Consider the following 20,376-nt stretch of genomic DNA (forward strand, 5'->3'; position numbering starts at 1 on the left):
TATTGATTGATAGAATGCTCGCATAGTAAGGTTTTCAGCCTTAGCGTAACTTTCTGTACGATTGCTCATCTACCCCCGTAGGCACGAAGTGACTTCCAAAGGTAGCCGCTCCGCGTCTAAGAGCATGTTTGAAAAGTTTTAGGATGTATAAATTGTCATTCTGAGTGGAGCTTTGCGGAACGTACGCGCTACGCGTTGCCGCAGGCTAGAATCTAGAGTTTAGCCTACGTACTGAGATGCTGAGTCCCAAGGGGACACGCTACGCGAACGTTCCACCCTGCGGGAAGCAAGCTACAGCATGACATAGAACGAGACTTTTCAAACACCCTCTAAGGCGTTCTCTGCGCCTACCTACGGTAGATACGAAGTAGCTTCTGTTGGCGATAGCCGCCCTGTAAGGGCTAAGTAGCCACTCCGTGTCTATGGCGGTTTAAAATATTGAATAGTTTAGTCTTAGCTGAACCGTATTGGGGTATATCATGAAAAAGAAAGATAATCAGGTTAATGAATCTCCTGATTTTTCAAGTAATAAGCGTAAAACTGATAGCGCTAAAATAATTAGAAATAATACCAAACCAATCGTACAAGCATAGCTAATTTCTAAATTAGTAAAAGCTTGTTCATACAAATAATAAACAATCGTTTTAGAACTATTTCGTGGACCACCTTGGGTCATAATATAAACTTCTTCAAATACCTTAGTTGCAGAAATTGCGGAAATTACCGCAACTAAAGCTAAATAAGGACGCATTAATGGCAATGTAATATCAAAATGTTTGATTACGCCATCAGAACCATCAATTGATGCAGCTTCGTAAACATCAGCAGGAATGGATTGCAACCCAGCAAGATAAATCACCATGTAGTAACCCAAACCTTTCCACACAGTTACAGCCATCACACTATACAGCGCAAACTTGGGACTTGTTAACCAAGGAATACCTTCTTTGATAATTCCTAAATTCATTAAAAACTGATTAATTAAACCTTTTTCTTCATACAACCAATTCCAGGCAATTCCAGCAACAACCATCGAAATAATAACTGGTGTATAGAATGCAGCCCGAAACCAAGTTATACCCCGTAGCTTTTGATTTACTAATATTGCTAAACCTAAAGGTACAATCACTAAAATTGGAACTACAATGATTAAATATAGGAAAGTGTTTCCCAATGTTTTCCAAAATACAGCATCATTCCATAGTCGGATAAAATTAGCAAACCCAACCCATTGTGTTTGTGTACCGCTAATATCTTGAATTTGATTAAAAGTTAAATAAAATGCTTGCAGTGCCGGAATAAATACTGTGAATCCTAAGATAAATAATGCTGGTAACAAAAATAAATAAGGTGTTAACTTCTGATTATAATTAATCCAATTTTTGTTTTTATTTTTGGTTGAAATATTTTGCATAGTTGGTAAATAGTAAATGGTTAATAGCTAGTGTTTATTTGCTGACAAATTATAACTTCCGATTCCTGATTTCCTAACTCTGGGTAGATGGGTGAGAAACTTGGCTTTTGCAAAACTGGAAATGCAAACTTATATTACACGAAGGCTTGAATTTATTTATGATAGTTAACCAACATGAGAAAGGCTGGAAGATAATTTATCATCGTGCCCATGCTTTGCTTGCTGCCCAAATTGCTGGACATTGGCATCCAAAACTGCGTCCAAAACGTTGGTTAGAAACTATTGCGGCAATTTCTCACCATGACGATTTAGAAAAAGAATGGGAAGGAAACCACCTTACCACAGTGGGGGCACCTCGCGATTTTACCTTGGAGAAGGAGACAGATTTAGACCGAATGCACCAACATGCTCAAAATTCTCGCTATCGTGGACGTTGGGTAGCAATGTTAATTTCGATGCATTTAAGCTTTTTGACTGAGGGTAAACGCGGAGAATCAAAAGAAATAGATGCCTTCTTAGACGAGCAATTGCAAAATCAACAAGAATGGCGCAAAGAATTAAATATTACTAAAGATGATGCTGCAAAAGCCTATGCATTCTTCCAGTGGTGCGATCGCCTATCTCTAATCCTCTGCAATAATGAAATTCCTATGGGCGATCGCGCTTTGGAAATTGCTAAAGATGGTGACGGACAGCGTTATGATATTTTACAGCGTAGTGATGGGAATTTAACGGTGATGCCTTGGGCTTTTGCTGAAGATGAGTTTACCGTTCATGTGGAAGCTTGTCAGTTGGAGCAGTTACAGTTTGAAAATAATGACGAACTCGCAACAGCACTGCAAACAGCACCAATAAAAACATTAGAGTGGACTTTTAGCAAGTAAAATGTTCCAATAGACGAAGCTTGAACCACAATGGTCATTCGCCGTGCAATCCTTTGACTTTACCACCCTGACTGCGGTTTGTAGCGAACTGCGCCAGAGTTTTTTACCATCCCGTCTCGAACAGGTTTACCAGCGCGATCGCAATACAATTAGTATTGCACTCCGCACGCTCCAGGGAAGGGGTTGGCTGGAAATTTCTTGGCATCCCCAAGCTGCACGTCTACATATTGGTGATGCTCCTCCCCGGATTCCTGATACTTTCGCTTTTAGTCAGCAGTTACTTAGTCAGTTAAATGGTTTAGCGTTGGTAGCAATTGCAGCTACATCACCTTGGGAACGGGTTCTTGATTTGCAATTTGCCCGTCGTCCTGGTGAGGATGCGTTGTACCATGTTTATGTGGAAATCATGGGTAAGTATAGCAATGTGGTGCTGACAAATGCCAAGAATGAGATTATTAGTACTGCTCACCAAGTAAATCAACAACAGTCAAGTGTTCGTACTGTACTTACTGGGCAAGGGTATGAACCACCACCACGAATGACGAACACCATACCTAGTTTGAGCGAATCTTTTCAACGCTGGCAAGAAAGGGTAAGTTTAGTACCGGGTACATTAAAAAAACAATTACTTAAAAATTATCGTGGTACATCCCCTGCTTTGATTCAATCGATGTTATTTGCTGCAAATCTCGACTTGGAAGCAAATACCGACTCGCTCAAGTTGGAAGAATGGCAAAGTTTATTTCAAAGTTGGCAGGAATGGTTAACATGTCTGGAGAATAACCAATTTCAACCAGCTTTTTTAGAATCTGGTTACAACGTTCTTGGTTGGGGTGGAATCGAGAAAGCCAACAGTATTCAAGAGTTAGTAAATAACTACTATACAAGTCAGTTTAATCAATTAATATTTTCCCAGTTACGCCACCAATTGAGTCAGAAGCTTAACAATTTTTTAGAAAAGCTGCGACAAAAGGCAAACACATTTACCGAAAAACTCCAACAAAGCGATCGCGCTGATGAATACCGCGAAAAAGCCGATTTATTAATGGCATATCTCCATACCTGGGAACCGGGAATGAAGGAGATGATACTGGCAGATTTTGAAACCGGGAAACCCGTCACTATAAACCTAGAACCCGATAAAAACGCCGTAGTTAATGCCCAAATGCTCTACAAAAAGCACCAAAAATTAAAAAGGGCACGGGCAGCCGTAGAACCATTATTAGCAGAAGTTAACGCCGAAATTACATATCTCGAACAAGTCGAAGCTGCGATCGCACAACTTGAAACCTATCAAACAACCGAAGATTTACAAGCTTTAGAAGAAATTCGCGACGAATTGGTTTCGCAAAAATACCTCGAAGATACTGGTTACAAAGCTCGCGATCGCGATGAACCTAGTGTTAATTTTAGACGCGATCGTACCCCCAGTGGGTTTGAAATCTTTATTGGACGCAACAACCGTCAAAATGACCAACTGACATTTCGTGTTGCTAACGATTATGATTTATGGTTCCATACCCAAGAAATCCCCGGTAGTCATGTTCTTTTGCGACTCCAACCCGGAAAAGTCCCCGACGAAATCGATTTACAATATACTGCTAATCTTACAGCTTACTACAGTCGCGCCCGTCAAAGTGAACAAGTTCCCGTCGTTTACACCCAACCCAAACATGTCTACAAACCCAAAGGTGCAAAACCGGGAATTGCTATCTATAAAAATGAACGCATAATTTGGGGACAACCGCAATTAGCAAGAAATAAATAATTGGTTATCAATGGAATTACGACCGCTATTTTAGACTCATACCCCACAATATTCACAAAGACGGAGAGCGATCACAACAAAAAAAGACTTTATTTTAAAAAAGTCAACTAAAATTCTGTGTTGGATGTTACAATATTGTTAAGAAAAGTTTCCTGGTGCGCTTTGAGACGCGTAGACGGGACATACTCTACTGAGAAGATAAATTAGACTTAAGCTTGACCGGTTGTGGTAAACTGGTCAGCTTTATTTACTTTTTCGTGATAATACTTACTATATCACAAATACTACTGAAGCTATTACGCAAAAACGAAAGTTTATTATACTTAACAGTACAAATACTTACGCATTTTTATTGAAAAAAGTAAAACCAAGACGCAAAGGGAATTTTCTGCGACTTGGCGATAGTTGAGGTGTAAGAATCAAATCCAAAATATTGAATGAAGCGACGTTTGACTAAAAACTAAATGTAGTCCGCAACGCACCAATGACAACATCATCGTTATTATTGTTGTGGTCGGGTGCTGTCAGCCAAATCACACCTGGGGTAATGGTAATATTGTCAGAGACTTTGTATTGATAGAAAGCTTCAATGTGATAGGAAGTATCTTGGTCTTTACCATATCCATCAATGCTGGAACCTGTAACTTTAGGCTCCATACCGATAATTACACCAGCCAAGTTACCTTTTTTACCCAAGTCTGGGAAACCAAGAGTTACTGCCCAATTCCAAATATCAAGGGTTCCACGGTCTACCAAACCGCCTTTGGTGGAAACATTTCGAGAATTGGTGTATCCAACCCAACCGCCTAAAACAATATTTTCACTGATACCTAACGAAGCCTGTAAACCATAGGAATTACTGGAAAATGGCACTTCTAAACCATCTTCAAAGCCATCTCCATCAAAGTCTACCGTACTCAGTGCAGAAATGGGATTTGCGCGGAAACTACCTGCACCAAGTTCCTGTCTATAGGAATTAATGTAGGTTAAACCCACCGAAATGCGATCGCTTGGTTTAAAGGTTAATTGTGCTAAAGCACCATAAGCTCCATCAGTTAAGCCAGATTTTGGCGCGGGATTGTTCGACTCACCAGCCAAATATCCTAAACTCAGAGACAACTTATCTCCCAAATTTTGGGTTATACCTAAACCCGCACCATCCATTTGATAGTAAATTGGGTTACGAGTACCAAAAGTGGACAGCGCACCAAATGCACCATCTCCATCGAATATATTGATAGTGCTAGTTATATCATCCGCAGCACCAGCATTTGCGATCGCAATTACTTCCGTACTCTTACCCAAGGGGAATTTGTACCACAAAGCATCGATGGAAGCGTTCAAATTACCTTCATCCTCTGCAAAGAACAAAGAACCTTCTGATGTACCAATATCGGGGTTAAGAATGTTATTCGCTTGAATCCGGGTAAATAGGGTATCTTTCCCAGAAAAACTAGTAACAAATTCTATCCGTGCCCTAGCTCCCAAGGTGGTGGTATTATCATTTTTAGGACTAACACCATTAACACTGTCACCGCTAAAGACATCGCTAATGACACCAACTACCTGACCTTGTAACTTAGTCGTAGTCGAAAATTGGTTCGCTTCCAACTCAGCAGTTTTTGCCTCGACTCCATCCACACGTCCACGCAATGTAGCCAATTCTGCCGAAAACTCTTCCTGCAACCTGCGTAACTTATCTAAATCTTCCTTACGTACCAAATCAGCAGTCGCAGTCGCAATTAATTCATTTACCCGTTCCAAGCAAGCATTTAAACCTGCGGCAAACTCGTAGCGTGTCATTGCTCTGTTACCACGATAGGTTCCATTCGGATACCCCGCAATACATCCATACCGCTCTACCAACGATTGTAAAGCTTGGAATGCCCAATCTGTCGGTTGTACGTCCGATAACTGCGACACAGAAGTCACCTGCGCTAACGTAGTCGGTTGGGTAAAATTCCCCACTAGATGAACTGAATTGTCAATTGCTGAGGTTTTTGATTCCTGTACCATTTCTTGGGCAAGAACCGTTGAATTTACTGCTATGCTTGCTAAACAAAATACTGGACTAACAACTAAGTATTTCCAAAAAGACATCACAACTCCTCACATCCACTATTAATTGTTACCAGAGATGCGCTAAATACAGCACACGATATTAGAATATATTCTCAATAAAAATAGAATACCAAAATTTAAGTCTTACTGAACTAAATTCTTGACAAAAAATCTAGAATTATTAACTCAATATCCGAAAAATGCGGCAAAACCATGTAAATCTCCTGAATCAAGATTTATTTAAACCTGGATTCAGATATGATATCACTACATAGAGAATGAGAATAGTTATTGTTGTATATTTGGGTTAAAATTTATGTGGGTTAAAAATTGCGATCGCGTTATTTAGAGAACTCCACAGAAAGAAATGCTCTTCGGTCATTCTGTAGCTTGCTACTTACAGAAGCCGCTTGCGCGTCTACCCGCAGGGTGGAACGTACGCGCTGCCGCAGGCTAGAATCTCGCGTAGATGCTACCCTACACTTCGGGAACCCTCTACCCTACGGGAACGCCAAAGGCGAACGAGGGAACGGGAAGTCTTTCGCCTACGTTCCTCAGCATGACAACACAGGATCATTCATTTTGTAGCTTACTCTTACTAGAACCAAGCCATAGTTCATGCAGGTCATGCAAGAGCATCACACTTGGATTTGGTGGGGATAATATTACTGGTGTAGCGCAAATGTTTGTTCGAGCGATCTTTTATTTGGAGATGCGATAGACCCCTTATACAATGCTTATTTCTTTTGCCGAGTAGCATCCTCTCCCTAATTTTTCACCACCAAGAGAAGAACATTTTAGCAATACTATTGACAACTTTGCCAAGTGTGCTGTTTTCATCAACTATTTTGCCAACCATTTTCCCGAAGTCTTTTCCTTCTTTTCCCATAAACCGATCTCCTAAAAACTCTCCAATTGCCTCAAAAACTCCTCGCTTGGCTTCCTCTTTTGCCTTCTCCGAACGATTTTCATCTTTTAGAGAATTGACAAAAGTTACCTTTTTATCCTTTGGGAGTGCATAAGTAATTGTCTCCACAAGTGTTATCAAATTATAGTTCTCATTAGCAGAGACAGGAACAACGGCTGTGATATCAATACCGAACCTTTCAGCAACGTGCTTGCTTTTAGCATCAATGTTTATTTGCTGCTGCTTACCAGGAAGACAATTTTCCATGTCCCATTCCTTATAGGGTTCAACTTTATCAACCTGATTCAGCGCAATAATAAAAGGCTTGCCTTGTTCCAAGTGAGGTTTGACTATGTTGTGATAGAATTCTTCGTCGGAACTAAAAGTTTTATCGTCTGCTTTGAGAACCCATAGAACTAAGTCAAATTCTGGTAAATGTTTAGAGTATAAGTCTTTATATTCTCGATCCCGCTCTATACTTTCACCGATACCAGGCATATCAACTAGTTTGATATTTCCAAGAATTTCTTGAGATATTCGCGTACAACTCCCAACATCAGTAACTTTTGCAGTATCTTTTCCAAAAAGGTCAATTTCTTGAGGTTTTCGCGTACAACTCTCAACATCAGCAACTTTTGCAGTATCTTTTCCAAAAAGGGCATTACAGAGGCTTGACTTTCCTACACCTGTTTTTCCGAGAATACCGACTTTTGGCTCATAACTGAATGTTTGAGAAAGCCAATGTCTGAGTTTTTCTGCTTTTTCTTGTGGTAATTGGCTAAATTGACTTAAAAGTTCTAATATGTCTGCCTGTATATTCATAGCTTAGTACACTACTCTAAAGAATCGTTAAGTCTAGTGTTCCCAAAATTTACCTCATCAAATACCCATCAAGTTCTAAATATTGCGAAAATAAACCATCTATACTTGCCAACTTAGCCTGATAAATAAGTGTTGTAGCGATAATCAAGCGGTCAAAAGGGTCTTTATGAACAGGAGATAAAGCGACAGCTTTATACGCAATTTCAGCAGTTATCGGCAACAACTTCATACCAGACGGTTCTAAAGCATCCCGAAGCCAGTCATCAACCGCACAGGGTAATTCCAACCGTCCCCGTTATTGTGCTAAAGCTACGTCATAGCAGGATACGGATGAAATGCCAACAACATCGGCAGTTTCAATAATTTCTTGCCAATGAGATGGAAATTGCTCAAATTCTTGATTAATAAACCATATCCAAATATGAGTATCGAGGACGATTATTTGAGACATTCCCAATCTTGTTCCTCAATCATGGGACAAACCAAATCGCCCAAAGTTTTACCTTTACCTGCGATCGCACTAGCAGGAGTTCGTCGTGATGGTTGTGGCGTGGTATCCGAAAGAATCGTTACAATTACGCGAGCCTTGGATATTTTTGGTGTATCTGTCAGCCATCTAACTTGACCATTTTCAATAATGGCTTCGTAGCTTTGAAGCATTACTCACTCCGAATTTAAAAGCTAATTAGGAAGATAAAAAGCATCTCTACATCTCCAAAATTAGCATGGAAAAAGACTTACGCACTGTACAAAAAAGCTATGTTGTGTATCAACTGGTTAATACATTTGTTTGCATAAAGAACAGAAATTGCAAATATTTAGTTGTCAGCGCGATCGCAATTAAAAATGCTTGGTCAAATGTTTGATTTCATCAAAAAAAAACAACCCCTCCATCAAACGATAGAGGGGTGAATGGGGGTATTTTAGATGTTACTATTACGACTCCATATTTTCTACGTAGAAGCTGTTACTTAGTAATTAATAAGCATCTTGCAACTCGTAGAAATCTGGCGAAATGTAATCCTTACGTAACGGATATCCCACCCAATCTTCCGGCATCAAAATTCGCTTTAAATTCGGGTGTCCGTCGTAAATAATCCCGTACATATCGTAAGATTCACGTTCCTGCCAATCCGCAGTTTTCCAAATCCAATATACAGAAGGAACCCTCGGATTTTCGCGGGGAAGGAACACTTTAACACGTACTTCCTCCGGTCTATCAGCATTATCACTGACCTTAATCAAGTGATACATACTCACCAAATCAGACCCAGCTCCCATATCAATGCCACACTGGCACTGTAAATAATTGAACCCGTAGGCATACAAAGCCGTACAAATTGGCAGCAAGAAATCAGCTTCAACCTTAATTATCTCAACACCACTCTTATCTACGTCCAACGACTCATAAGCAAAGCCATTACCCGCAAGCCATTGACCGACTTTACCCACTTGTGCGTTGGCGTAGCCCGTCGTAGACATCGCTTGTTCTTCAGCCACGTTCGGTTGCCTCCTTCTGTTTTTGCGATGTTAGCAAAGCAGGTGGTACAGCCATACCCATACCCTCAGTTAATTCCTTCGGTGGTGTAAAGCGAGCATCTGACTGCATGTACTTACCAGTCAAAATTGGTTCAACCAACTTCATGTTGTGAGTAGTACTGTAATAGCGGTGAGTTTGTCTGATGGTTTCCCGCTCCTGCATCGAATCATCAGAGATTTTCTTCCGCAGCTTAATAATCGCGTCCATAATCGCTTCTGGACGGGGAGGGCATCCCGGTAAATACACATCAACAGGAATGAGTTTATCCACACCACGTACAGCACTTGGCGAGTCAACGCTGAACATCCCACCAGTAATCGTACAAGCACCCATTGCAATCACATACTTGGGTTCGGGCATTTGTTCATAAAGACGCACCAACTGGGGAGCCATCTTCATGGTAATTGTGCCTGCTGTGATGATTAAATCGGCTTGGCGGGGACTAGAACGGGGAATAAGTCCAAAACGGTCAAAATCGAATCGAGAGCCAATCATGGCTGCAAACTCAATAAAGCAGCAAGCCGTACCAAACAACAACGGCCACAAACTCGAAAGCCTTGCCCAGTTATAAAGGTCATCAACAGTTGTGAGGATGACATTTTCCGACAGTTCTTGGGTAACAGTCGGACGTTGAATTGGGTTGAGAATACGCTCTGTCTGCTGCTGGGCGTTTTCTTTCGCCGAATTAGTATCTAAGACCATTCCAAAGCTCCTTTACGCCATGCGTAAACTAGGGCAACTACAAGAATTGCGATAAATATTAGCGCTTCAATAAACGCCAACACACCTAGACGATTAAAAGCAACCGCCCAAGGATATAGAAATACAGTTTCCACGTCAAAGACGACAAAAACCAGCGCAAACATGTAGTAGCGAATATTGAATTGAATCCAGGCTCCGCCAACTGGTTCCATTCCACATTCATAAGTTGTACGCCGTTCAGGGTTGCGACTGCTGGGACGCAGAAGCTTAGACGCGCTCAGAGCGAGGGCTGGTACTAGGCTACAAATAATTAGAAAGCCTAGAAGGTATTCGTAACCGCTAAGGACAAACACAATAAATATCTACCGCCAGAGTGAAATTAACTTTGTTACCTTCTTTTACATACATTATATCGCCTTGGCTTTTTTGAATCTTATAAAACAGATGTGGAGGTAATTTGAATCCTTTTTGGTTGTGATAGAAAAACCTTACAGTTGTGTCATAATTTGTAACGTATATTTAATATTTCATCTCGCCTGTCAACTAACTCCGGCATTATGAGCGAACAAGGTAACGAACAACCAGTCGAAATGACGGTTGAGACAACTGTTGAGATAGTAGAGTTAGACCGCCACGAGTGTCGAGCCTGCGGTTATGTTTACGAACCAGACAGAGGAGACGATAAACGGGATATTTCTGCGGGTACTCCTTTTGAAGAATTACCGATAACTTGGCGCTGTCCAGTTTGTGGTGCAAAAAAAGCCGCTTTTGCCAATATTGGTCCTGCTGGTTTGGCATCGGGTTTCAAAGAAAACCTTGGTTTTGGCTTAGGTGTAAATAATTTGACTCCAACGCAAAAGAATATCCTGATTTTCGGCAGTTTGGGAATTGGGTTTTTACTCTTTCTCAGTCTGTATAGCTTGAAGTAAGAAGATTATGGGCAAAGGGGAAGGGGCAAAGGGCAATGGAAAATAATTTTAATTAGGGACTTCCAGAAAATAAAATATCCCAATTTAGGACTATCAATCGTACTTATAATTTTAAGGGCGGGGAGACCCCTACGATTGTGGAAAATTTATTTCTTGGTGTTCCCTTAAGTCGCTTTTTTGATATTCAGCTTCTAATACCCAACTCTCTATTAACTATACCTAATGCCCTATTCCCAAATTTAGATAAATTTTCATCAATTACTAACTACAAAGAATAATAATGCTTTCAATTTCGAGATTTTGGCGAAGAATACTGACTTTAGCAGTGGTTGTTTTGGCTTGCGTTGGTTGTAGCAGCGTGCCTTCAACAGCTTACAATCCTTGGCAGGTAATTTCTGTACCTACAGATGCAAAACTGCTCGACATTAATTTTGTTGATAATTCCCCGCATGGGTTTGTTGTCGGTAGCGATTCCACCTTGCTGGAAACCAAAGATGGTGGAGATAGTTGGAATGCGATCGCACTCCAACTTGATGACGAAAATTTCCGCTTTGACTCGGTGAGTTTTTCCGGTAAAGAAGGTTGGATTGTTGGTGAACCTTCGTTAATGTTACATACCAACGATGAAGGAAAATCTTGGTCACGCATTCCCCTGAGCGAAAAGTTACCTGGTAGCCCCATAAACATTGTCGCTTTAGGTGCTAACAACGCCGAGATGGTAACAAATGTTGGTGCTATCTACGAAACTACTGATGGTGGCAAAAACTGGAAAGCCCAAGTAGCAGAAGCCGTTGGTTTTGTTCGGAATATGAAGCGATCGCCTGATGGTAAATATATTGCTGTCTCCGCGAAAGGTAACTTCTACTCGACTTGGGAACCCGGACAAGCCGCGTGGGTTCCCCACAACCGTAATAGTTCACGTCGGGTCGAAAATATGGGCTTTACCAACGATGGGCAAATGTGGATGTTAGCACGTGGCGGTCAAGTTCAATACAATAATCCCGAAAAACCCGAAGAATGGCTAGAAGCACAATATCCAGAACTTGCAACAAGCTGGGGTTTACTAGATTTGGCATATCGTACCCCGGATGAAGTTTGGATAGGTGGTGGAAGCGGTAACTTGTTACGAAGTCCCGATGGTGGTAAAACTTGGGAAAAAGACCGAGATGTTGAGGAAGTCCCCGCGAACCTGTTTAAAATCGTCTTTTTATCACCCGAAAAGGGTTTTATTATTGGCGATCGCGGTGGATATTTACTTAAGTACCAACCCGACATCGCACCCGAAAAATCAGCCTAATCAGCAGTGTAGAATGTAGAGACGCGATATATCGCGTCTCTCTGTATTAAATATCCCAATTAAATATCCCAATTAAATATCCCATCCCCAATTCCCAATTCCCTGTAAAAAAAACTTTTCTGAGAAACACGTTGCAAGTTGTAACTCTTTCTTAACTTTGTAGGATAATAGACTCATTAAGCCATTAAACTATCAGCGTTTGTATTTTCGCCAAGTATCGCGAAATTACACAAGCGTTGTAGCTGGATGCATTCAAACGTTTAAAACGTAGGTAGGAAGAAAAATGTCAGGAACCACTGGAGAACGCCCCTTTGGGGACATTATTACCAGTATTCGTTACTGGGTAATCCACAGCATCACAATTCCAGCATTATTTATTGCTGGTTGGTTATTTGTACAGACTGGTTTGGCGTATGATGCTTTTGGCACACCACGTCCAGACCAATACTTCACCCAAACACGTACAGAAGTACCCATTGTCAATAACCGTTTTGAAGCAAAAAATCAAGTAGACAAATATATTGGTAAGTAGTGTCAGATTATGACTAGCGGAAATAACATAAACCAACCAATTCAGTATCCTATTTTTACAGTTCGTTGGCTTGCGGTTCATACCCTAGCTGTACCCAGCGTCTTCTTTTTAGGTGCGATCGCGGCTATGCAATTTATTCAACGCTAAGAAGCAGCTAGGAGAAAATCATGGATAGAACCCCTAATTCTAACAACCAACCAGTTGAGCTAAACCGAACTTCACTTTTTCTTGGTTTACTGCTCGTTTTTGTACTGGGAATTTTATTCTCTAGTTACTTCTTCAACTAAGTAGCTAGTTTGTAAATAAAACTGCTTTATTGTCTTTTGCTCTTTGTGCTTCGTTATTAAATCATTAATTTTTGTAAAGGAGGAAAAAGCTGTGTCTGAAAGTGGAAGAATACCTCTGTGGATTGTAGCTACAGTCGCAGGATTAGGTATAATTACTGTTGTAGGCATTTTCTTCTATGGAGCCTACGCTGGTATCGGTTCTTCGATGTAATCTAATTAGAACCGATTTTGTAAATGCTAATTGCTGATTTTAGTTATTGCTAAAGCTATCAGTAGTTAGCACTAAACAATTAAAAACTGATTGCTGGTTGCGACTAATTAAGAACTATATAAAATCAGCATTTAAAAAACCGCTTATCTATAAGGATAAGCGGTTTTAATTATTATTTAGGGAAAATAGCCATACCCTGGGGTTAGAAATGGGTGACTTCTGTTGTGAGAATACTTTGCTCCCCGTGAGAAGTTATTCTCCTTGAGAGCATCCCATAACAGAAGCGCATCCGAAACCATAAGTAGGCAGAACCTAATTTCGCTAAAGTGAATCAATTAGCTGATATCGTCGCTTTCCATGTATAAGAACATAAATGCCATTGTGACACTAGCAAAAACGTAACCGATACAAGGAACTAGGATTGAGGGCAAAAATGATGCTGCCATAGTAATTTTCCTATTAAAAGAAACTGCGATTCAAAACGAGCTTACTGCAAATTCAAACCCATTTTGCGAAATTCTCAAGATTTTTAACATGAATGTGGAATGGGCATTGGGTATTTTGTACAGAGAGACGTGATATTCGATACGGAGAGACGCGATATATATCTAAATTCCTAATAACTCGTCCATCTGTAAACTTGGTAAATCTGGGGGAATCACAGTACGTTGAATGCTAGTTTTGTGGCTTTCTTGTTGAGTGACAATATCGATCGCGATCGCTTCGATGCGGAGTTCTAGACAGCCAAAGGGAATATTAATTTCTGCGATCGCTTCCATTCCTTCACCGAAGGTGTTTGGTAGCAAATCTGTCAGGAGATGAGGTCCTTCAAGCAACCACCGAGTTTGACAATCCTCAATCCATAATTTTACTGCTGTCTGCGGACGTATCTCTGGAACCACTACTCTGACTCGAATTGTATTGCCCGATATCAATTCGCCAGTTGGCAAACTGAGTTGGGGTACTGGTAGCAATTCTATTTCTTCTTCGATATCAAGTCCTAAAGAAGACAATATCTCCGCGACTGATGAGATGGGTTGTTTTTGGGGTTGTTCTTGGGCTTGATTTTGACTATTGGGAACATTTTCGTTATCGCTAACTATATCATCGACAACTATTTCCCGTGCTAACCACGATTGAGGTGTTGCTGTATTACTAAATGAGTTTTGTTCCGTTAATCCAGAATCTTTTAATCCAGAAACAGAACTTTCAGGATTTGATTCGGGAACAGCTTCTAAAGCTAATTCGAGATTTAAACCAGAATTTAATAAGTCAGAATCTTCGTTAAGCAACTCTTGATTAGGAGATTCTGGATAATTACGACTAGTTTCCAGGGCACTAACGGGAGGAATATTATGAACTACTGGAATATTCGTATCGCTATTTTGATAACTTAAATCGAGGGTTTCCAACACTGAGTAACCCTGACTTTGCATCCATTTGTTGATGAGTGGGGATACGTAAGGACGATTTGTTAGGATATTCCCAGAGGTTGGAGAAGAATAAACTAGTTTTGATTGAGATGGTTTTTGGTCGTGCGGTGGATTATCTCTAGTTTGTGGATAACCTTTTACGAATAAGTCATTGCCCTCATTACCTGGATTGTGGGTTTGCAAATCGCTGGTAATTATTTGATTTACTGGTTCTTGATTTGGTTCTTGATTTGGTTCTTGATTTGTCTCAACAGGGAATTCATTATTTAGACTTTTTGGCAAGAAATCGACATAATCCTCAACATTCTCTAAATCCTTGGGGATACTCTCCGTGGGAGTTACTACATCTATTGATGGTTGAGTAGTTCTTCTTCTTAAAAATGGCAACCTACTAGAGGTTTTGGAAGTTTCAGCATTCCCAGCAACTACACCAATAGTTTCACTTTCTGGATAATTTAATTGAGGTGATATTCCCAAGGAATCGTTTTGCGTAGAGTTGTGCTGCAATTTTCGCGATTCGATTTGTAGCGGTAAAGCTCGCTTGGGAGATGGTTGTAAAACTAGAGGTTGGCGATTTTGATTTTTTGCCGATTTAACCAGATTAAAAAGTTCTAAATCTAGCGAAACAGGAGGTTCAGGTGTCATTTGGGCTAGCCCATAGTCATCAAGCATATCAGGTGCGCTTGGCTTAACTATAGCGCTAACAGCCAATAACTCAGTTACGTCAGCCGTAATTGTGAATGACTGACTTGCTAATAATTCCAAATCGCCAACACCACCAAGTACCCCGTATAAGCTAACATCAGCCAAAAGTAGCTTAGATGGACAATTTGCAGGAATTTCAATCGAAAAATCAAACCCAAATGGTAGCAGTTTTTCTGGCAAAGCTTGCTGTACCTGCATCAAAACTTCTAATCCTTCAGGAGATTCTCCAACAAACCTTGAACCAAAACGTCCAAGGGGCGATCGCAATTCCAATCGTAATTCACCTCTCGCCACACTTTCAAATTCGGCTGCATCATCGATCGAATTTCTACCAGTCGCTTCCTTTAATTGCACTCTTCCGTAAATTGTCAAAGTTCCTCCCCAACGTGCAACATATGTATGCTCGTCAAAAATTAGCGACAAGGATGAAAGATAATCATCTTTCGGCAATTTATCAACTTTTTCATCCGTAAGTAGTGGTTCGGTAGCAGGTAACGCCAACTCAATTAAGTTATGCAATATTTGCTCTGCGGTGTCGCCTTTTACCCAGACAGGGCTTACTGGCAAATCTACAATTATTTCTTCTAAAGCACTTGGGCGCGTCTTTTCTATAAAATTACTGATATTTAAAACAACTGGCTCATTGATATCGATATCAATATCAATATCTCGACTATTAGCCATCTCATTGCCAGGGTTTTCGCGATTATCTTCGTGTATAGTGCTGCGATTAAGTCTTATATTTTCCGAATCGGCAAAATTTTCTGTGGAAACTACTGGTAATTGGTTTTCGATTACTTCAGTACTTTCCGTATAAACTTGATTACTTGATACCAGAGTATCTTCGCCGAATTCACTAATCGATAACGGCTGTAATACTTCTAGCGGTAATTCTTCCGCTTCATAATTCCGTTCTTCAATTTCGGCTGCAATTTCCGTATGTTCTAGATGCAAATCAGCATCACGAATAATCCCATCAATGTCAATGTCAATATCGTGAATATCGGATATTGTGTCGCGATTTTGAATTTTTTCTACTGGGATAGTAACATTTTCGGAATCTACAGGAGTTTCGCAAACCTCAGCAGCAATATCAATAATACTAGGTTGCTGACTTTGTTCAGTTGGTGTAGAAATCCTGTTTTCAATTGAAGGTGATATCTCCAACTTCGTAGATAGGATTGTAGATGGGATGTTATGAGTGTCTGCGAAATTGGGAGGAATCGGAGGGATTGGAAGATTGGAAGCGGTAGAAACTTGAGATTGAGAACTGGCAGTTTCAACTTCATTGGGAGGAGAATCTGTATATTCTCCCGTATGGTTAATTATGGGAGATTTTTCTATTGGGTAGACGCGGGGGGGCTTGTCGTCAGAAATCGCTTCAGGTAGAACTTGTAGCTTGAGAGTATGCTGCCAAGACGTACCAAAAACATCAGACATTAAATCGCCCGAACAGCGTACTTCCCAAGCACCAGTAGCAAAATAAGTGAAGGGAATAACCGCCATTAGCCCCTCATCATCAGTACGTCGCAAGCGCTTGTGAATTCGTCGTCTTGGTGGTATTTCCGAAGGGGAAACGTGAATTACCCGTACTTCTACGTCCGTATTCGCACGAGATGAACGAGCTACAACTCGATACCGTCCTGCCAAAATATCTACATGGAGCGATTCTAAGGGTTGCCAATTGCGATCGCCCTGCTTCTGTATTAGAAATTGCCACTTTTCCATCATCCGTGATGCCAATACGTTAGAGCCAAAGAATAATAATTGCATTACCTTGCTAGTCAGTTTACCTCAGCAATCTGTAATTGCATCACTTATTATGTTGTTTTTATTGAAACACTGCCACTATTTTGCCTAACTGTGTTGTCTAATACCCTAAAGTCTTCTAATACTGGGAATTAAGTCGAGATATAATTCATCATTAATAATCTCTTTACACCATTATTTGCTCAAACGGAAAATCTCCACAAACTAAAAGCTGGGAAGAGATATACCCCACCCAACTGCATTTTGGAAATATGTTTATAGACTCAGGAATAGAAACTTCAGACAGCGATTTCGTGTCTATTGCCATAGCGACTTTCGTAATAAGCCAAAATTTCCTCAACTTGCTGCTGGCTGGAGTTGGAAGAGCTTGAGGTAAAATCAATCCACAAACTCTCTATTTGGCTTTGGTTGTAATCGAACTGCTGCGAAGACTGGCTAATCAAACCAACCTCTACCCCTCCTACTTGACGTAAATGAGCTGCTATCTCCCGATATACAGCTAAAGGTAATCCAACAAATTCGATTTTTCGACGTTCTTGCATAGTAAAGTCTTTCGCTATTTAGGAAGCTCCGGTAGGAACACTGCTTGGTGGTGGTGGAACTGCACCTTCGGCTGAAGCCGTTGTTGATGGTGCTGCTGCTCCTTCCCCTACCATTCTCGCAACTTCAATGCCAAATTGCTCAAAAATCACTATCGGATCGGAACCTTCATTCATCTCAATCCGTTTTACCAGCAATCCGTTAGAAAGCCGATCGCCTGCTTGTACGTAACGACTTGTTGGCTCATTTGGTACTTTAATAATTGCCTGTGGTTCTCTACCTGCCGAAACTACACCCGATACAAAAACAGCCCGTGCTAATTCTGGTTGAGGAGTCGGGGGAAGAACTGATACCAGGGAGGGATTGGGTACAACTTGCGGCATTAACCTTGGTAAAACAGGAGTAAATCCGCGATTGGGTTTGGGTAATTTCGCGATCGCAGTTCTGGGAATAGGAACTTGTATCCGACTCGAAATCACAGCACTTCTTGGTCTAAACGGATTTTGAGGTCTAATCGATACTGTTTGCACTCCTGAAGGTAACGGTGGCACTACAGGAACTGGTCTACGTGGTGGTATACCAAAATTCCCTGTTGTCACAACCCGAACCAGTGGAGGACTAACAATCTGTGCAAACGGATCGGTTCTACCCTTGGAAATGGCGATAAACCTTTGGGTTGCATCAGTCGGTTGGATTAAATTTGGATTCGCGATCGCAACCACACCTCCTTCTTGTTGCTGTTTACCCGCGATAACTGGATTATTAAACGGTTGAAGCCCAGGAGTCGTCGAAGTTGACGGATTAGCTGCGGTGGTTGCGGATGGTGTGGGAGTCGCACCAGGTGTGCTAGTTGGATTACTAGCTTGCTGTCCAGAATCGGATGAACACCCTGCGATCGCCATAACCATAATGGCTGAAACTGCTATGTTTGAATATCTGCCCATTAGTGTCAAAAGCCATTGGAAAATTTGTTTACTGAAATCTACCTTTGGATGGTTGTATTAAAGGCGAAATCTCATTCCGTTATAACCTAGCTTTTTCAAAACAAGAGTAACTTTTAGAACTCAAAGCTTTAGTAATCATACGGTTGAAGATTTTTTTAATTTGAAGTTTTAATTTAAAAATCAAAAACAAACAACTTTAGGGAAGAGCAAGAAATAAATTGTCACAAATACTTGTATGGCTGGTGTTTTCCCGCCCTTCTAAAGGATGCGATCGCCAGGTATATGATTAGGATATTTTATTTTCTGGAAGTCTCTTAGTGTTCCGTCGCACCCATCAAGTTTTTCATGACATCAAGTCCTTTTTTTACTTGCCGGGAAACAGTAACAACACTAATACCCAAACGTTCCGCGACTTGCTTTTGTGTCAAATCATGTAAAAACACAAATTCTAAAACGTCACGGGTACGCTTTTCGAGTTGAAGAAGTGCTTGTTGTAGTCGGATTTGGTCTTCTTGGGCAAGTTGGAAACTGTGGTAATTGCGATCGGGCACTAATTCACCTAAGCAAGCACCACCTTCTTCACCATCTTGTACAGGTACATCCAGACTCAAAGGTGAGCGATTAATCCAAGCCAGCTTGATTTCCTGCCATTCTTCAATGGTTATACCTAGCGCTGTTGCTATTTCCCCATCAGAGGGTTGACGGTTGTGCTTTTCCCGAAGCGATCGCGAAACACCAATAGCTTGTTGCTGTATTGCCAACCAGCGTCGAGGAATTCTGACTGTTACACCTTTATCCCGCAGGTAGTGCTGGATTTCACCACGAATGTAAGGAATCGCAAAAGAACTGAAAGCATGACCTTTGGAAATTTCAAACTTTTCAATTGCTCTGATTAATCCTAAACAACCTACCTGAAGTAAATCTTCATAGCTTTCTTGGCATTGATTTATCCAATAATGAGCTTCTTTCCTCACTAGCCCAAAGTTAAGTTGTACCAGTTGATTGCGAATCTCAGCCGAAGGATTTCGCTGATAATCCCGCAATAACTGCCAAATTTCATGTTTCAGTTCATTGGTGGTTATGGTAGTAGGCATGGCACCGCGTTCATTCTGTTTAATTTTTTTTTTCAAACAATCATCAAAAAATTCGCAAGCAAATCAAGCTGCAATTACCAAACATTTATGGCGGTTGAAGCAAGATTCTTTCTTCGCTGTTTGAATATTGTGGTTCGGGTAGATTTGGTTTGATCTGTAGATGACAAGACTACATAGACCTAAGATATAAATTTTGTTACTAAAATAGGAACCGAGATAGTACGTAATTTGTGCGCTTGATCCTGGAAGCCATCGCTAGATATAAACCGATGTTATGAGGAAAATATTTATTTGTGTAAAAATTTTCTATCAAGATAAGTACTTAGTATGTGAGAAATTGTTAATACCTGCTTTAAAGATAAAAAACCCAAATAATACCCATTCTTCATACAATAATTTGATATCTGTGCCTTGTAAGTTAGGAATTAGGAAACACTAATAAATAAGTTGTCCCAAATTATTGTAGGGGTGGGGTCTCCCCACCCTCACTTATTGAAGGACACAATTGATAAATTTATAGTTGGGATATTGTATTC

The 20,376-nt window shown here is 40.6% G+C and carries 23 protein-coding genes; 9 read left to right on the forward strand and 14 right to left on the reverse strand.

Translation table 11 applies throughout. The annotated features are described in order from the left end of the window. Positions 1-496: 496 nt before the first annotated feature. A complete protein-coding gene (locus CK510_RS08910) occupies positions 497-1,414 on the reverse strand; it encodes a carbohydrate ABC transporter permease (RefSeq protein ID WP_095721370.1) in 918 nt (305 codons plus the stop codon). A gap of 158 nt (positions 1,415-1,572) precedes the next feature. Here CK510_RS08910 and CK510_RS08915 point away from each other — a divergent pair, with 158 nt between their 5' ends. Together CK510_RS08915 and CK510_RS08920 are read left to right on the forward strand one after the other, a co-directional pair. Next, complete coding sequence (locus CK510_RS08915) at positions 1,573-2,298, forward strand: DUF3891 family protein (protein ID WP_095721371.1); 726 nt, start codon at positions 1,573-1,575, stop codon at positions 2,296-2,298. 43 nt (positions 2,299-2,341) lie between these two features. Then, positions 2,342-4,066, forward strand: a complete 1,725-nt coding sequence (locus CK510_RS08920) for an Rqc2 family fibronectin-binding protein (protein WP_095721372.1) — start codon at positions 2,342-2,344, stop codon at positions 4,064-4,066. Between the two features lie 453 nt (positions 4,067-4,519). Here CK510_RS08920 and CK510_RS08925 read toward each other — a convergent pair whose 3' ends face one another. From CK510_RS08925 to CK510_RS08940, 5 genes are all read right to left on the reverse strand, one after another. Then, positions 4,520-6,169 (reverse strand): iron uptake porin, encoded by a 1,650-nt coding sequence (locus CK510_RS08925; protein WP_095721373.1) that lies wholly within the window; start codon positions 6,167-6,169, stop codon positions 4,520-4,522. Positions 6,170-6,902: 733 nt separating this feature from the next. Next, the gene (locus tag CK510_RS08930; RefSeq protein WP_095721374.1) at positions 6,903-7,856 is read right to left on the reverse strand and encodes a GTPase family protein; all 954 of its coding nucleotides are present in this window, start codon (positions 7,854-7,856) and stop codon (positions 6,903-6,905) included. 49 nt (positions 7,857-7,905) lie between these two features. Continuing rightward, positions 7,906-8,142 (reverse strand): type II toxin-antitoxin system VapC family toxin, encoded by a 237-nt coding sequence (locus tag CK510_RS33330; RefSeq protein ID WP_245911978.1) that lies wholly within the window; start codon positions 8,140-8,142, stop codon positions 7,906-7,908. Between the two features lie 9 nt (positions 8,143-8,151). Beyond that, a complete protein-coding gene (locus CK510_RS33335) occupies positions 8,152-8,307 on the reverse strand; it encodes a hypothetical protein (RefSeq protein WP_245911979.1) in 156 nt (51 codons plus the stop codon). After that, complete coding sequence (locus CK510_RS08940) at positions 8,295-8,516, reverse strand: hypothetical protein (protein ID WP_095721375.1); 222 nt, start codon at positions 8,514-8,516, stop codon at positions 8,295-8,297. The genes CK510_RS33335 and CK510_RS08940 overlap by 13 nt, the downstream gene beginning before the upstream one ends. Positions 8,517-8,581: 65 nt before the next feature. Between CK510_RS08940 and CK510_RS32630 the strand changes: the two genes are divergently transcribed. Beyond that, the gene (locus CK510_RS32630; RefSeq protein WP_211293132.1) at positions 8,582-8,722 is read left to right on the forward strand and encodes a hypothetical protein; all 141 of its coding nucleotides are present in this window, start codon (positions 8,582-8,584) and stop codon (positions 8,720-8,722) included. A 112-nt stretch (positions 8,723-8,834) separates the two neighbouring features. Here CK510_RS32630 and CK510_RS08945 read toward each other — a convergent pair whose 3' ends face one another. From CK510_RS08945 to ndhC, 3 genes are read right to left on the reverse strand one after another with little or no spacing between them, the layout of a single operon-like run. Then, positions 8,835-9,338 (reverse strand): NAD(P)H-quinone oxidoreductase subunit J, encoded by a 504-nt coding sequence (locus CK510_RS08945; protein ID WP_095721388.1) that lies wholly within the window; start codon positions 9,336-9,338, stop codon positions 8,835-8,837. Positions 9,339-9,348: 10 nt separating this feature from the next. Beyond that, a complete protein-coding gene (locus tag CK510_RS08950) occupies positions 9,349-10,098 on the reverse strand; it encodes an NADH dehydrogenase subunit K (protein ID WP_095721376.1) in 750 nt (249 codons plus the stop codon). Then, positions 10,089-10,451: a photosynthetic/respiratory NAD(P)H-quinone oxidoreductase subunit C gene (ndhC, locus tag CK510_RS08955; protein ID WP_095721377.1), complete on the reverse strand. Its 363-nt coding sequence runs from the start codon at positions 10,449-10,451 to the stop codon at positions 10,089-10,091. The genes CK510_RS08950 and ndhC overlap by 10 nt, the downstream gene beginning before the upstream one ends. A gap of 237 nt (positions 10,452-10,688) precedes the next feature. On the opposite strand from ndhC, the gene CK510_RS08960 reads away from it, so the two are divergent. The 6 genes from CK510_RS08960 to CK510_RS08985 all read left to right on the forward strand — a co-directional run bounded on the left by CK510_RS08960 (position 10,689) and on the right by CK510_RS08985 (position 13,354). Beyond that, the gene (locus CK510_RS08960; protein WP_245911980.1) at positions 10,689-11,027 is read left to right on the forward strand and encodes a rubredoxin; all 339 of its coding nucleotides are present in this window, start codon (positions 10,689-10,691) and stop codon (positions 11,025-11,027) included. A 280-nt stretch (positions 11,028-11,307) separates the two neighbouring features. Continuing rightward, positions 11,308-12,324 (forward strand): photosynthesis system II assembly factor Ycf48, encoded by a 1,017-nt coding sequence (locus CK510_RS08965; RefSeq protein ID WP_095721379.1) that lies wholly within the window; start codon positions 11,308-11,310, stop codon positions 12,322-12,324. Positions 12,325-12,607: 283 nt separating this feature from the next. Then, positions 12,608-12,856, forward strand: coding sequence for a cytochrome b559 subunit alpha (gene psbE, locus CK510_RS08970; RefSeq protein ID WP_095721380.1), 249 nt, complete (start codon positions 12,608-12,610; stop codon positions 12,854-12,856). Positions 12,857-12,865: 9 nt separating this feature from the next. Beyond that, positions 12,866-13,003, forward strand: coding sequence for a cytochrome b559 subunit beta (gene psbF, locus CK510_RS08975; protein ID WP_095721381.1), 138 nt, complete (start codon positions 12,866-12,868; stop codon positions 13,001-13,003). A 20-nt stretch (positions 13,004-13,023) separates the two neighbouring features. Then, positions 13,024-13,143 (forward strand): photosystem II reaction center protein PsbL, encoded by a 120-nt coding sequence (gene psbL / locus CK510_RS08980; RefSeq protein ID WP_211293133.1) that lies wholly within the window; start codon positions 13,024-13,026, stop codon positions 13,141-13,143. Positions 13,144-13,234: 91 nt separating this feature from the next. Continuing rightward, complete coding sequence (locus CK510_RS08985; RefSeq protein WP_095721389.1) at positions 13,235-13,354, forward strand: photosystem II reaction center protein J; 120 nt, start codon at positions 13,235-13,237, stop codon at positions 13,352-13,354. A gap of 335 nt (positions 13,355-13,689) precedes the next feature. Here CK510_RS08985 and psaI read toward each other — a convergent pair whose 3' ends face one another. From psaI to CK510_RS09010, 5 genes are all read right to left on the reverse strand, one after another. Next, positions 13,690-13,800 (reverse strand): photosystem I reaction center subunit VIII, encoded by a 111-nt coding sequence (gene psaI / locus CK510_RS08990; RefSeq protein WP_095721383.1) that lies wholly within the window; start codon positions 13,798-13,800, stop codon positions 13,690-13,692. A 162-nt stretch (positions 13,801-13,962) separates the two neighbouring features. Further along, complete coding sequence (locus tag CK510_RS34365) at positions 13,963-17,265, reverse strand: hypothetical protein (RefSeq protein ID WP_095721384.1); 3,303 nt, start codon at positions 17,263-17,265, stop codon at positions 13,963-13,965. 275 nt (positions 17,266-17,540) lie between these two features. Next, complete coding sequence (locus CK510_RS09000; protein ID WP_095721385.1) at positions 17,541-17,804, reverse strand: hypothetical protein; 264 nt, start codon at positions 17,802-17,804, stop codon at positions 17,541-17,543. Between the two features lie 18 nt (positions 17,805-17,822). Further along, complete coding sequence (locus CK510_RS09005; protein WP_095721386.1) at positions 17,823-18,746, reverse strand: hypothetical protein; 924 nt, start codon at positions 18,744-18,746, stop codon at positions 17,823-17,825. Positions 18,747-19,060: 314 nt separating this feature from the next. Continuing rightward, positions 19,061-19,840 (reverse strand): RNA polymerase sigma factor SigF, encoded by a 780-nt coding sequence (locus tag CK510_RS09010; protein WP_095721387.1) that lies wholly within the window; start codon positions 19,838-19,840, stop codon positions 19,061-19,063. Positions 19,841-20,376: the final 536 nt, after the last annotated feature.

Source organism: Brunnivagina elsteri CCALA 953, assembly GCF_002289455.1.
Classification (GTDB): domain Bacteria; phylum Cyanobacteriota; class Cyanobacteriia; order Cyanobacteriales; family Nostocaceae; genus Brunnivagina; species Brunnivagina elsteri.

Excerpts from the sequence above, each read along its gene's own strand:
- CK510_RS08910 (WP_095721370.1), bottom strand. The coding sequence starts at position 1,414 with ATGCAAAATATTTCAACCAAAAATAAAAACAAAAATTGGATTAATTAT.
- CK510_RS08915 (WP_095721371.1), top strand. The coding sequence starts at position 1,573 with ATGATAGTTAACCAACATGAGAAAGGCTGGAAGATAATTTATCATCGT.
- CK510_RS08930 (WP_095721374.1), bottom strand. The coding sequence starts at position 7,856 with ATGAATATACAGGCAGACATATTAGAACTTTTAAGTCAATTTAGCCAA.
- CK510_RS33335 (WP_245911979.1), bottom strand. The coding sequence starts at position 8,307 with ATGTCTCAAATAATCGTCCTCGATACTCATATTTGGATATGGTTTATT.
- CK510_RS08940 (WP_095721375.1), bottom strand. The coding sequence starts at position 8,516 with ATGCTTCAAAGCTACGAAGCCATTATTGAAAATGGTCAAGTTAGATGG.
- CK510_RS32630 (WP_211293132.1), top strand. The coding sequence starts at position 8,582 with ATGGAAAAAGACTTACGCACTGTACAAAAAAGCTATGTTGTGTATCAA.
- CK510_RS08945 (WP_095721388.1), bottom strand. The coding sequence starts at position 9,338 with ATGTCTACGACGGGCTACGCCAACGCACAAGTGGGTAAAGTCGGTCAA.
- CK510_RS08950 (WP_095721376.1), bottom strand. The coding sequence starts at position 10,098 with ATGGTCTTAGATACTAATTCGGCGAAAGAAAACGCCCAGCAGCAGACA.
- CK510_RS08960 (WP_245911980.1), top strand. The coding sequence starts at position 10,689 with ATGACGGTTGAGACAACTGTTGAGATAGTAGAGTTAGACCGCCACGAG.
- CK510_RS08965 (WP_095721379.1), top strand. The coding sequence starts at position 11,308 with ATGCTTTCAATTTCGAGATTTTGGCGAAGAATACTGACTTTAGCAGTG.
- psbE (WP_095721380.1), top strand. The coding sequence starts at position 12,608 with ATGTCAGGAACCACTGGAGAACGCCCCTTTGGGGACATTATTACCAGT.
- psbF (WP_095721381.1), top strand. The coding sequence starts at position 12,866 with ATGACTAGCGGAAATAACATAAACCAACCAATTCAGTATCCTATTTTT.
- psbL (WP_211293133.1), top strand. The coding sequence starts at position 13,024 with ATGGATAGAACCCCTAATTCTAACAACCAACCAGTTGAGCTAAACCGA.
- psaI (WP_095721383.1), bottom strand. The coding sequence starts at position 13,800 with ATGGCAGCATCATTTTTGCCCTCAATCCTAGTTCCTTGTATCGGTTAC.
- CK510_RS34365 (WP_095721384.1), bottom strand. The coding sequence starts at position 17,265 with ATGCAATTATTATTCTTTGGCTCTAACGTATTGGCATCACGGATGATG.
- CK510_RS09000 (WP_095721385.1), bottom strand. The coding sequence starts at position 17,804 with ATGCAAGAACGTCGAAAAATCGAATTTGTTGGATTACCTTTAGCTGTA.
- CK510_RS09005 (WP_095721386.1), bottom strand. The coding sequence starts at position 18,746 with ATGGGCAGATATTCAAACATAGCAGTTTCAGCCATTATGGTTATGGCG.
- CK510_RS09010 (WP_095721387.1), bottom strand. The coding sequence starts at position 19,840 with ATGCCTACTACCATAACCACCAATGAACTGAAACATGAAATTTGGCAG.